General features: G+C 43.1%; 16 protein-coding genes. 13 read left to right on the plus strand and 3 right to left on the minus strand.

Annotated elements, in window-relative coordinates; translation table 11 throughout:
• Nucleotides 1–104: 104 nt before the first annotated feature.
• From AC13DA_RS04995 to der, 3 genes are read left to right on the plus strand one after another with little or no spacing between them, the layout of a single operon-like run.
• Entirely contained in the window at nt 105–746 is a 642-nt protein-coding gene (locus AC13DA_RS04995; RefSeq protein ID WP_284451845.1) for a YfgM family protein, read from the plus strand.
• Nucleotides 736–1,911 carry an outer membrane protein assembly factor BamB gene (gene bamB, locus AC13DA_RS05000; protein WP_284451844.1) on the plus strand — a complete coding sequence of 392 codons (1,176 nt, stop codon included), beginning with the start codon at nt 736–738 and terminating at the stop codon, nt 1,909–1,911. The genes AC13DA_RS04995 and bamB overlap by 11 nt, the downstream gene beginning before the upstream one ends.
• A complete protein-coding gene (der, locus tag AC13DA_RS05005) occupies nt 1,908–3,314 on the plus strand; it encodes a ribosome biogenesis GTPase Der (RefSeq protein ID WP_273182500.1) in 1,407 nt (468 codons plus the stop codon). The genes bamB and der overlap by 4 nt, the downstream gene beginning before the upstream one ends.
• Before the next feature lie 3 nt (nt 3,315–3,317).
• Here the strand turns inward: der and AC13DA_RS05010 are convergent, their stop codons facing one another.
• On the minus strand, nt 3,318–3,656 hold the full coding sequence (locus AC13DA_RS05010) for a hypothetical protein (RefSeq protein WP_273182498.1): 339 nt from the start codon (nt 3,654–3,656) through the stop codon (nt 3,318–3,320).
• A gap of 115 nt (nt 3,657–3,771) precedes the next feature.
• Here AC13DA_RS05010 and AC13DA_RS05015 point away from each other — a divergent pair, with 115 nt between their 5' ends.
• From AC13DA_RS05015 to fabB, 6 genes are all read left to right on the plus strand, one after another.
• Complete coding sequence (locus tag AC13DA_RS05015; protein WP_284451843.1) at nt 3,772–5,952, plus strand: type I secretion system permease/ATPase; 2,181 nt, start codon at nt 3,772–3,774, stop codon at nt 5,950–5,952.
• Between the two features lie 2 nt (nt 5,953–5,954).
• Nucleotides 5,955–7,286 carry an HlyD family type I secretion periplasmic adaptor subunit gene (locus AC13DA_RS05020; RefSeq protein WP_040576272.1) on the plus strand — a complete coding sequence of 444 codons (1,332 nt, stop codon included), beginning with the start codon at nt 5,955–5,957 and terminating at the stop codon, nt 7,284–7,286.
• On the plus strand, nt 7,283–7,954 hold the full coding sequence (locus tag AC13DA_RS05025) for a LuxR family transcriptional regulator (RefSeq protein WP_284451842.1): 672 nt from the start codon (nt 7,283–7,285) through the stop codon (nt 7,952–7,954). Before AC13DA_RS05020 ends, AC13DA_RS05025 begins: the two co-directional genes overlap by 4 nt.
• A gap of 125 nt (nt 7,955–8,079) precedes the next feature.
• Complete coding sequence (locus AC13DA_RS05030; RefSeq protein ID WP_284451841.1) at nt 8,080–9,399, plus strand: TolC family outer membrane protein; 1,320 nt, start codon at nt 8,080–8,082, stop codon at nt 9,397–9,399.
• A 136-nt stretch (nt 9,400–9,535) separates the two neighbouring features.
• A complete protein-coding gene (fabA, locus tag AC13DA_RS05035) occupies nt 9,536–10,051 on the plus strand; it encodes a 3-hydroxyacyl-[acyl-carrier-protein] dehydratase FabA (RefSeq protein WP_040576271.1) in 516 nt (171 codons plus the stop codon).
• Between the two features lie 9 nt (nt 10,052–10,060).
• Nucleotides 10,061–11,278, plus strand: coding sequence for a beta-ketoacyl-ACP synthase I (fabB, locus tag AC13DA_RS05040; protein WP_284451840.1), 1,218 nt, complete (start codon nt 10,061–10,063; stop codon nt 11,276–11,278).
• Between the two features lie 29 nt (nt 11,279–11,307).
• On the opposite strand, the gene AC13DA_RS05045 is transcribed toward fabB, so the two are convergent.
• Complete coding sequence (locus tag AC13DA_RS05045; RefSeq protein WP_007145891.1) at nt 11,308–11,481, minus strand: hypothetical protein; 174 nt, start codon at nt 11,479–11,481, stop codon at nt 11,308–11,310.
• A 54-nt stretch (nt 11,482–11,535) separates the two neighbouring features.
• Between AC13DA_RS05045 and AC13DA_RS05050 the strand changes: the two genes are divergently transcribed.
• From AC13DA_RS05050 to AC13DA_RS05065, 4 genes are read left to right on the plus strand one after another with little or no spacing between them, the layout of a single operon-like run.
• Nucleotides 11,536–12,300, plus strand: coding sequence for an alpha/beta fold hydrolase (locus AC13DA_RS05050; protein ID WP_007145890.1), 765 nt, complete (start codon nt 11,536–11,538; stop codon nt 12,298–12,300).
• A complete protein-coding gene (locus AC13DA_RS05055) occupies nt 12,293–12,643 on the plus strand; it encodes a nucleotide pyrophosphohydrolase (RefSeq protein ID WP_284451839.1) in 351 nt (116 codons plus the stop codon). The genes AC13DA_RS05050 and AC13DA_RS05055 overlap by 8 nt, the downstream gene beginning before the upstream one ends.
• Before the next feature lie 56 nt (nt 12,644–12,699).
• Nucleotides 12,700–13,557 carry a formyltetrahydrofolate deformylase gene (gene purU / locus AC13DA_RS05060; protein WP_284451838.1) on the plus strand — a complete coding sequence of 286 codons (858 nt, stop codon included), beginning with the start codon at nt 12,700–12,702 and terminating at the stop codon, nt 13,555–13,557.
• Nucleotides 13,558–13,582: 25 nt separating this feature from the next.
• Nucleotides 13,583–14,341, plus strand: coding sequence for an SDR family oxidoreductase (locus tag AC13DA_RS05065; RefSeq protein ID WP_284451837.1), 759 nt, complete (start codon nt 13,583–13,585; stop codon nt 14,339–14,341).
• 35 nt (nt 14,342–14,376) lie between these two features.
• Here the strand turns inward: AC13DA_RS05065 and AC13DA_RS05070 are convergent, their stop codons facing one another.
• Nucleotides 14,377–14,721, minus strand: coding sequence for a DUF4870 family protein (locus tag AC13DA_RS05070; RefSeq protein WP_007145886.1), 345 nt, complete (start codon nt 14,719–14,721; stop codon nt 14,377–14,379).
• Between the last annotated feature and the right edge of the window lie 10 nt (nt 14,722–14,731).

Raw genomic sequence — 14,731 nt, forward strand, 5'->3', positions numbered from 1 at the left:
AGTGTATCGTTAGCGTTCTTTGAATTGTTGATCCACAAGCTGCTGATAAAAACGTATAATCAATCGCTTTATATTGATGATAAAACTGATGTTGAGGAGACCGCATGGATATCTATGCATCTGATGAAGAAAAAGCAGAAGCAATAAAGCAGTGGTGGCGTGAAAATGGTCGCTCTGTATTTGTAGGGGTGGTGTTGGGGATCGCGTCTATTTTTGGTGTCCGTTATTGGATAAACTATCAACAGGTTCAGGACCAACAAGCCGCTTTAACTTATCAGCAGGCCATCGTTTCGGTAAGTAATCAAGACAGTGAAGCTGCGGAAATAAGTACTGAAAAGTTAATGCAGGATAATAAAAAGAGTGCATATTCAGTATTTGCGGCCTTACAAATGGCTGAGAAAGCCAGTGAAGCGGGAGAGGTTGATAAAGCAAAAGATTACCTTTCATGGGTAATTGCTAATGCAGAGTTATCCGGACACAGAGCATTAGCAAAACTTAGACTGGCAAAGGTCGAATTCGATAACGGCCAGTTAGATGAAGCCTTGAAGCAAGTGACATCTAACGATGCGACAGCCTTTGATTCATTATTCGCTGAGTTGGAAGGCGACATCAAAACAGCACAAGGACAAGCCGAAGAAGCCCATGCCGCTTATCAAAAAGCATTAGTTGGCCTCAATTCAGGTGAGCCAAGACAGACCTTAATTGAAATGAAATTAGATGACGTGGCAGCTGCACATGAAAGTTAATTTGCGTTTACTTACGATAGGTTTATCACTAAGTATATTTTTATCAGCATGTAGTACCGTGGGTGATTGGTTTGCTGATGAGTCCTATGAAGAACCACCAGAACCACTAACTGAGTTTACCAGTGAAATTAGCCCCAAGATTTTGTGGGATAAAGGCGTTGGTGACGGCGCCGGTGACAGGAAGCTGGAACTGTCATCTTGGTGGCAGAATAATAAAATCTTTGCCGTTGATCATGAAGGCGAGGTGACGGCATTAAATGCTGAAACGGGTCGTGAAATTTGGGATGCTGATCTTGATTTGAATGTGGTGACCGGTATTGGTGGCGGCATGAATATGGTCTACGTTGGTTCAGACAAGGGTGTCGTAGTTGCTCTGAACGAGGCCGATGGTAAAGAGTTATGGCGTACCCAACTGACCAGTGAAGTCTTAGCGCCAGTGACATCAGCAAATGATGTTGTTGTCAGCCGGACATCCGATGGGCGGGTCAGCGGTATTTCAGCTCAAGATGGCAAAATACTCTGGTCATACCAACGTGCTGTACCGTTGTTAAGTTTGCGTGGTGCTGGCCGCCCCGTTATTACTGGTAATGAAGTTATTGCTGGTTATGACAATGGTAAGTTGGTGGCATTATCGTTAAATGACGGTAAAGTTTTGTGGGAAAATAGTATCGCTATCCCACGTGGACGTACCGAGTTGGAACGTTTGGTTGATATCGATGCTGACCCTGTTGTGATCGACGATACGGTGTATGTAGTGACTTATCAGGGACAGCTTGCTGCCGTTGATATTAATTCTGGCCGTGTTTTATGGTCACGTGATATGTCTTCACAAATAGGACTAGACGCCGCTTACCATGACGCGGTTTATGTGACGGATGATGAAGGCTATGTCTGGGCTGTGCAGGATGGTAGTGGTGACGCATTATGGCGTCAGACAAGATTATTACGTCGCCAAGCCACTGCGCCCGCGATTGCTGGAAACTATATTGTTGTTGGTGATTTTGAAGGATATATCCACTGGATCGCCCGCGACGATGGACGTTTTGTTTCACGTCAACAAGTGAGTGATGGACCGATCTACTGTAAACCATTAGTTATTAATGGTGTTGTTTATATTACTGCCGCTGATGGCAGTATTACCGCTCTGAGAGTACCCGAAAATTGAAACCTGTAATCGCGCTCGTTGGCCGCCCTAATGTTGGTAAGTCAACAATATTTAATCGGCTAACACGAAGTCGTGATGCACTAGTCGCTGATTATGCCGGTCTGACGCGTGATCGTATTTATGGCAAGGTGAAAGAACCCGGCTTTGATTTTATATTAATCGATACCGGTGGACTCACCGATCAGACTGACAATATGTCAGATTTGATGCGCAAACAAGCTAAGCTAGCGATTGATGAAGCGGATCTTATTTTGTTCATTGTTGATGGTCGAGCAGGCCTGATGCCAACAGATTCAGATGTGGCCCAACAACTACGCAATGATGGAAAACCTGTTTGTCTTGTTATCAACAAAACAGAGGGTGAACGCCGTGAAATTATATCTGCCGAATTTTATGCATTAGGTTTGGGTGAGCCACAAGTCATTTCTGCCACTCAAGGCAGAGGGATTGATAGTTTATTAGCTGAAATTAAACAACGTATTCCAGCGGTTGAGAAAATTGAAGCAGATGAAGCGGAAGCCTTTGATGAAAATGAAATCCGGCTAGCTGTCTTGGGAAGGCCTAATGTTGGTAAATCAACATTAATTAACCGACTACTGGGTGAAGAGCGTGTGGTAGCCTTTGATGAGCCAGGAACAACACGGGATAGTATTCACATTCCTTTTGAGAAAGACGGTGTTAATTACACATTAATTGACACGGCAGGAGTTAGACGTCGGTCGAAAGTCTCTGAAAAACTTGAGAAGTTTAGTGTTTTAAAAACTTTACAGGCCCTGGAAGATGCCAATGTCGTGATGTTGGTGCTTGATGCTCATGAAGGGATTGTTGAGCAGGACTTGCATCTGGCCGGACTGATTGTCGAAAGTGGACGTGCCGTTGTCATTGCTGTGAACAAATGGGATGGTCTGGAAAAAAGTGAACGAGAGTGGGTTACTACCAATATCGAACGACGTTTACCTTTCCTGAATTTTGCCAAGACACACTTTATTTCGGCACTGCATGGTAGTGGGGTCGGTTTATTATTTAAATCAGTCAGACAAGCATTCCAATCTGCCATGACTAAAGTACCAACGTCACGATTAACACGTGTGCTGGAAGATGCGATTGCTGATCATCCGCCACCGTTAGTTAGAGGTCGTCGTATTAAGTTTCGTTATGCCCATCTGGGAGGGAAAAATCCACCCAGAATTATTATTCACGGTAATCAGACGGAGTCTACCCCGAACAGTTATAAGCGTTATCTGGAGAATACATTCAGAGAGGCGCTGAAATTACAGGGAACACCGGTGATGATTGAGTTTAAAACCAGTGATAACCCATATCGTGATAAAGCAATAAAAAGTGCTAGTCAGAATGCGCCACAAAAAAAACAGCGCCCACCAAGAAAGAGTCGTAAAAGTTAGTGATTAGAGAAGGCCGGGATCATCACTCATCAGGTTTTCAAGGCTATTGAGTTGATCCCTGACTTTTTCACGGTTGGCTAATTTCTCTCTTGCCGCTAGCGGTAAGTCTGTAAATAAAATAACTTGTTTATCTATCAGGGTGTTGATCAAATCTTCCAATACCCTTATCAATGATAAGTCCGATGCACTTAGCGCAGAAAGGCTATCTTCTTTTTTTTCCGATTGTGTTAAATAATCGACTAGTTCAGCAGAGTTTATTGATAATTTTTCTGTAGCCTCATCCTGAGGCCTGTCATAGACAGCAATGATTTTTGCTGACTCGTCTCTTTTCACATAAACCATTATATTAGTACTCCATAAACCCATGCCTGTAGCACATTACGATAAGCAGTGCTTTACAGTAAACTAAAAAACTGTGAAACTCATCAAGTTTTATTAATAACTACAAGTAATAAAGATGCGTACGGAGCCTGTCATCAATACGAGTAAAAATGAGCAATGGGATGCTCAGGATAGCTACCGTACGCATGATGATCCATTATTGTCCTGTTTGACACTGCTGGCTAAAATTTTGAATAAGCCGCATAGCCCAGAGTCTCTGGTCGCTGGTCTTCCATTAGTTAATAATAAACTCTCACCATCCCTGTTTACTCGTGCTGCTGATCGCGCTGGTTTATCTTCACGTATTGTGAAGAGAAAGTTAACGAAAATTCCGAATCTTGTTCTGCCCGCTGTTTTATTACTCAATGATGCCAATGCTTGTATTGTTCTGGAATTGAGTAACACCAAGGCTCGAGTCATTTTCCCGGAAACAGGGGAAGGGGAAGCAGAAATTCCATTCGAGGAACTAAATGCTCAGTACTCTGGATACAGTATTTTTATCAAACCCGTTCACCAATTTGATAAGCGTACAGAGTTTTCAGCTATACCAAGGGCGAACCATTGGTTCTGGGGGACGATTCTGCGTTTTTGGCCAATTTATGGTCAGGTTTTTATCGCATCTATATTAGTAAACAGTTTTGCACTAGCTTCACCGTTATTTGTGATGAATGTGTATGACCGGGTCGTGCCGAATAATGCCACTGAAACACTTTGGGTGCTGGCTATCGGTGTCGCAACAGTATTTGTCTTTGAATTACTTTTACGAACGTTGCGCGCTTATTTTATTGATATTGCCAGTAAAAAAGCGGATGTCATACTGTCTGCCACTATTTTTGAGAAGGTCATGGCAGTGAAAATGTCTGCCCGGTCCAACTCAGTAGGCTCATTTGCTAATAGCATGCAGGAGTTTGAGTCTTTCAGAGAGTTTTTTACCTCGGCTACCTTAACTACGTTAGTGGATTTACCCTTTTCGTTATTATTTATAACCGTTATCTGGTTAGTGGCTGGTCCTGTTGCTTTCATTCCACTGGCCGTGATTCCACTGACAATACTAGTCAGTCTGATTATTCAGTTTCCTTTATCAAAAACCATTCAACATTTATTCAGGCATTCAGGCCAAAGAAGTTCTACTTTGATTGAGACTTTAACTGGCTTAGAAACGATCAAAAGCATTGGCGCCGAGACGCCAATACAGCGGAAATGGGAACAGACGATCGGGTTTATGACGAAATACAGTCAACGCGCGCGAATTTTATCTGCTACCGCGATTAATTTTTCCTCTTTCCTTCAGCAAATGGCATCCATTACCGTTGTTGTTTTTGGTGTCTATCTGATTACTGAAAATGAAATTACGATGGGGGCCTTAATTGCCAGTACTATTTTAACCGGACGAGCATTAGCGCCCATGGCAGCACTGGCCGGGCTGCTAACACGTTACCACCAGTCCAAAGCGGCATTAAGCTCATTGAACAGCCTTATGGCCCTACCTGTCGAGAGACCCTCAGGACGAGAGTTTCTGCATCGTCCCGAATTTAAAGGCGGGATAGAGTTTAAAAAAGTCAGTTTCCGATATCCAGAGCAGCCTATAGATGCCTTAACTGACGTGTCTTTTAAAATTAATGCTGGTGAAAAAGTGGCTTTTATCGGCCGTATTGGCTCTGGCAAAAGTACCTTAGAAAAACTCATGCTTGGCTTGTATGAGCCAGAAGAAGGTTCTATTTTGCTCGATGGGACCGATATTCGACAGGTTGATCCTGTCGATTTAAGAAAGAATGTTGGTTATGCACCTCAAGACGTTGTGCTGTTTTATGGCAGTATTCGTGAAAACATCACCATGGTGGCACCATTCGCTGAAGATCATGAAGTACTCAAAGCGGCCGACATAGCAGGCGTCACCGAATTTGTTAATCGCCATCCTTCAGGTTTTGATATGCCAGTAGGTGAGCGTGGTGAAGGTTTGTCGGGTGGACAACGTCAAAGTGTGGCCGTTGCCAGAGCGTTATTGTTAGACTCTCCTGTCATCATGCTGGATGAACCTACCAATGCCATGGATAACAGTACTGAAGAACGTTTCAAAGCAAAACTGGCTGAAAATATTGAGAATAAAACTTTATTGCTAGTCACGCATAAGGCCTCTTTATTAAGCTTGGTGGATAGAGTGATTGTGATGGACCAGGGTCACATTGTGGCCGATGGGCCAAGAGAACAAATTCTGACAGCACTTAAGAATGGCCATATAAAGGTGAACAAGGGCTAAATATGGCATGGTTTAACAAAACGAATTCAGACGATCTTGAGTTTATGTCAGAAGTCAGTGCCGCTTCACTGGAAAACTCGCCCCGACTTGGTCATTCATTGTTACTGCTGATTACCTTATTTTTTATTTGTGCCTTTTGGTGGGCCAGTGTGACCGAGTTGGATGAAGTGACACGCGGGCAGGGTAAGGTGATTCCCTCAAGTAAAGTGCAAGTTATTCAAAATCTGGAGGGGGGGATTCTCTCTGAGGTTTTGGTTAATGAAGGTGACTTAGTTGACAAAGGCGATGTGCTGCTTCGAATTGATGACACACGTTTTTCATCTTCTTTCCGCGAGACACAACTGAAATATTGGGAATTGTTGGCTCGCAAAGCACGTTTAACAGCTGAGGTTGAGGGTAAACCATTGGAATTACCTGAGGAAATCATTAAGCAACAGCCCTCATTGGCAGCCAGTGAACGTTCCTTATATCAATCCAGACAGCTAGAGTTACAGAGCAGTATCAATGTGCTTGAGCAGCAAGTAAAACAGCGTGAACAAGAGTTACTGGAGAATCAGGCTAAATTGAATAAACTGAGCACAAGTTATGATTTAAGTCGTCAAGAGCTGGAAATGTCTGAACCCTTAGTTTCAGTGGGTGTGATATCCGAAGTCGAATTATTAAGACTTAAACGTGCCACCAATGATTTACGTGGAGAAATGGAAACTACACGATTAGCCATTCCCCGAATTCGCTCGACACTCAATGAAGCGAAACAAAAAATTAAAGATACAACGTTGCGTTTTAAATCTGATGCTGCCTCACAACTGAGCGAGGTACAGTCAGAGTTAGCCATTACTAAAGAAACAACCACTTCTCAACAAGATAGAGTGAGGCGTACATTAGTACGCTCGCCCGTTAAAGGTAAAATAAAACAGCTAAAAATAAATACGGTAGGTGGCGTTATTCAACCTGGGATGGATTTAGTTGAAATTGTTCCTGTTGAAGATAATCTGTTAATTGAGGCAAATATTCGGCCGTCTGATATTGCGTTTTTGAGTCCTGGACAACAAGCGATGGTGAAATTAACCGCTTATGATTTTTCCATTTATGGTGGACTTCCTGCTACATTAGAACGAATAAGTGCTGATACAATTATAAATGATGAGGGAGAGAGTTTTTATCTTATCTACTTAAGAACAGATAAAAACTATATTGATAGTAGTAAAGGTCCATTAGAGATTATTCCAGGTATGACTGTAACGGTTGATATTTTGACTGGCAAAAAAACGGTGCTGGATTATTTATTCAAACCGATACTCAAAGCTAAAAATGAGGCGATGAGAGAACGTTGATTAATCAAACCATACCAAATATGCCGGATATGGCAAATAAGTCAATGCTTTATTGCATCGGGACCGATGCCCAACAACTTGTGCATATCAAGCACCTTTTGGCAGACCAATATGAGCTGTGTGAGTTTTCCTGTATCGAAGACGCGCAAGCTGACCTTAATGGAAAAAAACCAAATCTCATTCTGTGTCATCTATCTTGTTTGAATGGTGATGCAAGCTCTTTATTCAGCATTATGGAAAATGCTGTGACCCGTGCTCGTGTACTTATTATCGGACCTAAACTTTCTGTTATTGAGCAGATTTCGATTCTTAAACAGGGCGCACGTGGATATTTTCAAGAAGAACTTGTTGATGATAAGTTACTGATTGCGCTCGATTTGATTCAGCGGGGAGAAGTGTGGGTAGAACGGCATGTTATTGCTGGGTTAATTGATGAATTAAATCACACACCTCAACTTTCAAATGAGCAACAAGCAAAATTGGACAGTCTGTCGCGTAAGGAGTTGGAAGTCGCTGAGTTGGTAAGTCATGGTGCGACAAATAAAATGATTGCCAGGACAATGAATATTACGGAAAGAACTGTAAAAGCACATTTAACAGCGATATTCCAGAAAATGAATATTCCGGATAGACTTTCACTTGCTATATTTTTCAGGGATTTACGTTAGTTATATCAAACAACAGTATGTTATGTTTTAATACACCGTGCCATTTTAAGCACAATGGAATGAGGCTTATATTCAGTCATTGAATGTAAAACATTCAGGCTGGGGGGGAATTGGGATTTGAAGTGATGAAGAAAAGTTTAGTTTTAAGCTTACCTTTATGGGTAATGGTATCTAGTGTTTCTGCTCAAACGTTGGAAAGTGCAGTAATGCATACTATTGAGTCAAATCCCGATATCCTTGCTGCTGCGAGTGAACGACAAGCTGTTTCTAAAGAAATAGATCAGGCAAAGGCCGGATATTATCCAACTCTGGATTTAGCTTTGGGTACGGGCTGGGAAATGACTGATAACCCGAATACACGTTCAGCAGGGCGTGGCGAAGTCAGACTGAACAGGGATGAGGCAAGCTTACAGCTGCGTCAAATGTTGTTTGATGGCATGGAAACTAAAAACGAAGTTCTAAGACAAGAATTTAGAACAAATTCCCGTGCATCAGCGGTGTACAGTGCTGCAGAAAATACCGGGTTGGAAGCTGTTGACGCTTATCTCAATGTGCTGAGACAGCAGAAAATTGTTGAATTAGCCCAAACCAACCTTGAAGCGCACCAACGGACACATGATCAAATTGTTCTTCGCAGTGAGCGTGGTGTTGGTCGTGGTGCAGATATGGACCAAAGTCTGGGTAGGCTTGCCTTAGCTGAAGCCAACCTGATGGAAGAAGAAAGTAAATTGCGTGATGCAGAAACAACTTTTATCCGCGTTGTTGGCGAGCCACCTGAATCATTAGAAGAGCCTGAAATTCCCGAAAACCTGATTCCTGATAGCTTGGATGCTGCAATAGCAAAAGCCGTTGATAATCATCCAACTTTAAGATTAGCCAACTTTGATCTGGAATCAGCCCGTGCACAGCACGCCACCGCAAAAGCACCTTTTTATCCCGATCTACATCTGGAAGTAGGTACGCGTGCTGATCATAATATCGATGGTCAGGTGGGTACGGATAAAGACATCACGGCCATGTTGCGTTTACGCTATAACCTATTGAATGGCGGCCGTGATTCAGCCCGACGTGAAGAGACTGCCTATTTAATTAATCAAGCAGCCGAGATTCGAAATAATACTTATCGTGAAGTGGAAGAAGGAACGAGGCTTTCCTGGAATGCATGGGAAACGGTCAAAAGCCAGATGTCATATCGCGAACAACATGTTGACTCAAGTCAAAAGTCACGTGATGCCTACAGACAACAATTCAGTCTTGGACAGCGCACCTTATTAGACTTATTGGATTCTGAGAATGAAGTTTTCAGAGCACAGACGGCTCTGGTTAACACTGAGTATGACGAACTGTATGCGCAGTATCGTATTTTGAATAGTATGGGACTATTGCTTCAAGGCTTAAATATTAAAGCACCTGAGGCTGCAGAGACTATTGCTATAAAACAGTAAATCACTATTTCAACAGTTTCATAGCCACGGGAAAGCCCGTGGCTTTTTTATATATATGGGAATGACGTTTTTTTCTGGTTTAGAAACGATCGTGGTATTATACGGAGCCCAATTGGCGGGATAATTAAGAGAATTCATGAGTAAGCAATCATCATTTACATACGAAGAATTATTGCAGTGTGGACACGGCGAAATGTTTGGTCCTGGCAATGCACAACTCCCTGTTCCCAATATGCTGATGATGGATCGCATTACTCATATTGCAAATACAGGTGGTGCTTACGGTAAAGGCGAAATCATTGCAGAATTGGATATACATCCGGATCTTTGGTTTTTTGATTGCCATTTCCCGGGTGATCCTGTTATGCCTGGTTGTTTAGGCTTGGATGCGATGTGGCAACTCGTCGGATTTTTCCTGGCTTGGGATGGTAATCCAGGCCGTGGCCGAGCATTAGGCTCAGGTGAGGTCAAATTTACCGGACAAGTATTACCAACAGCGAAGAAAGTTACTTACCGTATTGATTTAAAACGTGTTATCGCACGCAAGCTGGTTTTGGCTATTGCGGATGGCACGGTATCTGTGGATGGGCGCGATATCTATACTGCAAAAGATTTACGCGTTGGTCTGTTTACATCAACCGATGATTTTTAGGATTTCATAATGAAACGTGTTGTCGTTACAGGGTTAGGTATCACGTCTTGCTTAGGTCTTGATGCCCAAACAGTGACAGAGTCTCTTCGCCATGGCCGCTCAGGTATTCGCTTTAAACAAGACTATGCGGATATGGGCTTTCGTAGCCATGTTGCAGGCACCATTGATATCGATTTCAAAGAATATATCGATCGTAAAACATTACGTTTTATGGGCGATGCTGCTGCCTACGCCTATATTGCTATGGAGCAAGCGATTGCTGACGCAGGCTTAAGCGAAGAGCAGGTTTCTAATATCCGAACTGGGCTTATTATGGGATCGGGTGGCGCTTCATCTTCGAATCAGGTTGAAGCGGCTGATATCCTGCGCGAAAAAGGTTTAAAACGTATTGGGCCTTATCGTGTTACCCAGGTTATGGGCAGCACAACCTCAGCCTGTCTCGCCACACCGTTTAAAATCAAAGGGGTGAACTATTCCATGTCATCCGCTTGTGCAACTAGTGCACATTGTATCGGTACAGCAATGGAGCAGATTCAACTCGGCAAGCAGGATATTGTGTTTGCTGGTGGCGGTGAAGAAGAGCATTGGTCAATGAGCTCTTTATTTGATGCGATGGGCGCTCTATCAACCAAATATAACGATACGCCAGAAAAAGCGTCTCGTGCTTATGATGCTGACCGTGATGGTTTTGTGATCGCTGGCGGCGGCGGTGTGTTAGTACTTGAAGAGTATGAGCATGCAAAAGCCCGTGGCGCTAAAATCTATGCAGAATTGACCGGTTACGGTGCTACATCAGATGGTTACGATATGGTGGCGCCATCTGGTGAAGGTGCGATGCGTTGTATGCAACTTGCCATGTCAACGATTCGTGGCAAAGTCCAGTATATTAATGCTCATGGCACCAGCACACCGGTAGGTGATTTGGCTGAATTAGGTGCTATTAAAAAGACATTCGGCGCAGATATGCCTGCCGTAGGATCAACAAAATCATTATCAGGTCATTCTTTAGGCGCTGCCGGTGTTCAAGAAGCGATTTATAGTCTGTTGATGCTGGAAAATGATTTTCTTGCCGCCTCGGCTAATATTGAAACACTTGATCCTGAAGCGGAAGGCATGCCTATTCTGCGGGAACGTGTCGATAACGCTGGACTCACAACAGTCATGTCGAACAGTTTCGGCTTTGGTGGAACCAATGCCTGTCTGGTGTTTGAAAAGCTCGATGATTAAAGAAAAAAGCCACCTTTCGGTGGCTTTTTTTATTGTAGATCGTCGTCAGTGACTGGGCCGCGTTTGCCGGCGTTGGCTTCCTGAATCAGTGTGATCAGTAATTGCTTTTTATCAGGATCATCAAGATATTTTGAGCTGAACGTAATACCAAATTTATCGGCATATTGTTTCACCAGCATTACTAGGATTGTTTCGTCTTCCACATCGGGCTCCAGATTATTTAAATTGTTTAATTATAACGTTTCAACAAGCTATCAATGAAATTGCATTATCAAGAAAGTGGTGAAGGGATACCTTTAATTATTATCCACGGCTTATTTGGCTCAGCGGATAATTGGCGCAGCATGGCGAAGTATTTTTCACATTTTTATCGTGTTATTAGTGTTGATTTACGCAATCATGGTCGTTCCCCGCATAGTGATGAGCAGAATTTCACAGTCATGGCCGAAGATATCCATGAGTTATGTGAAGACTTGCGATTGGGCCAGATGAATATCTTAGGACATTCACTCGGTGGTAAAGTAGCGATGAAATTTGCTGCAATGTATCCGGAGATGGTTGCAAAACTGGTGGTCGTGGATATTGCTCCTCGCCAATACTTTAGTGCACACACACCATTGATGGATGCGATGATGGCACTGAATTTATCTGAGTTTACTAGCCGAACAGAGGTCGATGCTGCTTTAGCTCAATCTATTCCTGATCAGGCTGTTCGTCAGTTTTTATTGATGAATTTGGTCTCTGAGCATGAGCGCTATAAATGGCGAATTAACCTGACAGCGCTTAAAGCCAACTTTAAAGAATTAATGGCGTCTATCTTTGATAGCGAGGTGTTAACTATGCCGAGCTTATTTGTTTATGGTGAGTTATCAGACTATGTCACTGAGCAGGATCGTCAACAAATTTCAGCACAGTTTACGCATGCGGAATTTAATTGCATTGAAAAAGCAGGGCACTGGGTTCAGGCTGAACGCCCACAACAATTTAAGCAGGTTGTAGAGGCGTTTTTACAAGATGATTGAGACAGAACTCCTGAAACAACTTATTGAATTTCGCCGGGAGAGGGACTGGGAACAGTTTCACAACCCTAAAGATGTGGCGATTTCTTTATCTATAGAAGCTTCAGAGTTACTGGAGTGGTTTCAATGGAAGACTGCTGAGCAAGTACAGCAACGGCTGGCCTCCGATAAACGTGAAGAGCTGGAAGATGAAATAGCTGATGTCGCCGTTTATCTTGCTTATCTTTGTCATGACTTAAACATTGATTTAAATCAGGCCATCAAAAATAAAATGCAGAAGAATGCGGCTAAATATCCACGAGATAAAGTCAAAGGTCGTAATGATAAGTACGATGAATATTCATAAAGCCGAATTACAGTGCTAGGATTTAGCTTTTTTATTCTATTTCTTAGGAAATCCTCATGAGCGCCATTGTTTTCCTGATTCAGTGTAAAGACCAAAAAGGTCTAGTCGCGGGAATCACCAGCTTTTTTGCTGAAAGACAGTTTAATATTCTGCACTGCCAGCAATATACGGACACTGAAGTTGGTCAGTATTTCATGCGAATTAAGCTTGAAGATGATGGTAGCTTCAATCATCAACAGCTTGAAGCTGAGTTTAGCCAGTTTGCCGCCACTATCGACTTAAACTGGTCTGTTCGCTACAGTGAGCAGCCTTATAGAGTAGCTTTACTGGTGACAAGAGCTTCACACTGCCCATACGACTTACTACTGAGAGAGTTAGAGGGTGAACTGAAATGCGATATTCCTCTTATTATAGGTAATCATCGCGATTTAGAGGGTATGGCCCGTCAGTTCGATAAGCCGTTTTATCACTTACCCATCACGGCAGAAACCAAGCAGGCACAAGAAGCGGAGATAAAGCGCCTGCTGGCCGAGTTTGATATTGATCTGATCGTGATGGCGCGTTACATGCAAATCTTGTCAGAGGAATTTGTGACCGAGTTTTCTGGTCGGATTATTAATATTCATCACGGATTCTTACCTGCCTTCCAAGGCGCTAAACCCTATCATCAGGCTTATGAGCGTGGCGTTAAAATTATTGGTGCCACAGCCCACTATGCGACAGCTGAGTTAGATGAGGGACCGATTATCGCCCAGGATGTGCAACATGTTCAGCACGATAACAGCCCGCAAGATCTGGTGATGATGGGAAAAGATATTGAACGTATTGTGCTGGCGAGAGCAGTAAAAGCACATATTGAGCATCGAATTATTATCAATGGTCGCCGTACCATTGTGTTTTCTGAAGGTGCCTGAATAATCTAAATAAGGAGTCGATTGCATGACGAATAAAACCATCATGATTACCGGAGCTACCTCAGGGTTTGGGGAAGCTTGCGCCAGAGTATTTGCAAACAATGGCTGGCAATTAATTCTGACGGGACGACGCCAGCAACGACTAGATGATTTACAGCAGGAGCTGGGGGGCAAAGATAAAGTGGCTACCTGCTGTTTTGATGTGACAGACAGAAAAGCAGTTGAAGCTGCTATTCATGGTTTAGCCGAACCTTTCAAAAAAATTGATGTGTTACTGAATAATGCTGGCTTGGCATTAGGGCTGGAACCCGCTCAGGAAACCAATTTAGATGATTGGGAAAAAATGGTAGATACCAACATTAAAGGCTTGCTTTACTGTACTCGGACTATCCTACCGATGATGACAGAGAGAAAGTCAGGATATGTGATTAATATCGGCTCTGTAGCGGGTAACTGGCCTTATCCTGGGGGGAATGTCTACTGTGGTACCAAAGCCTTTGTCAGGCAGTTCTCACTGGCGATACGGGCTGATTTATTAGGCACGAATGTCCGTGTCACTAATGTGGAACCGGGGAATGCCGAAACTGAATTTTCTAAGGTACGTTTTAAAGCCGATGAGGCCCGTGCAGATAAAGTCTATGAAGGCACCAGAGCACTGGATGCCGAAGATATTGCCAATACGGTCTGGTGGCTGGTGAATACCCCTGAGCATGTGAATGTGACCACGATCGAAGTAATGCCCACTCAGGAAGCGAATGGGCCGATGGCATTTCATCGCCAATAAAATATAAAAGACCGGTTTACCCGGTCTTTTCAGTTTTAGCCAAAGAGCCAGCTTGTTGGATTCGGATGAGGCTGCTGTTGATCCAAATATTTCATACCTTTGACACAGCGCACGACTACCCAGATAACCCAAAACACTAACACCAAATAGCCAACTAAAAAGAAGGCAAATAACACGCCGATAAATAAATATAGAAGACCCATCCAGAATGTTCGGATCTGAAACTGATAGTGCGACTGTAACCAGGCTGCTGCATCGTCTTTATGTATATAAGCAATGACGACTGCAACAAAACCTAAAAACTGAATAATAATATTGGCGATAAATAATAAATAAACGAGTTTAACTGTTTGTTGACTGGCCTGTGTTGATTCGCTCATGCATCTTTTC

This window comes from Methylophaga sp. F-2 (assembly GCF_056859315.1).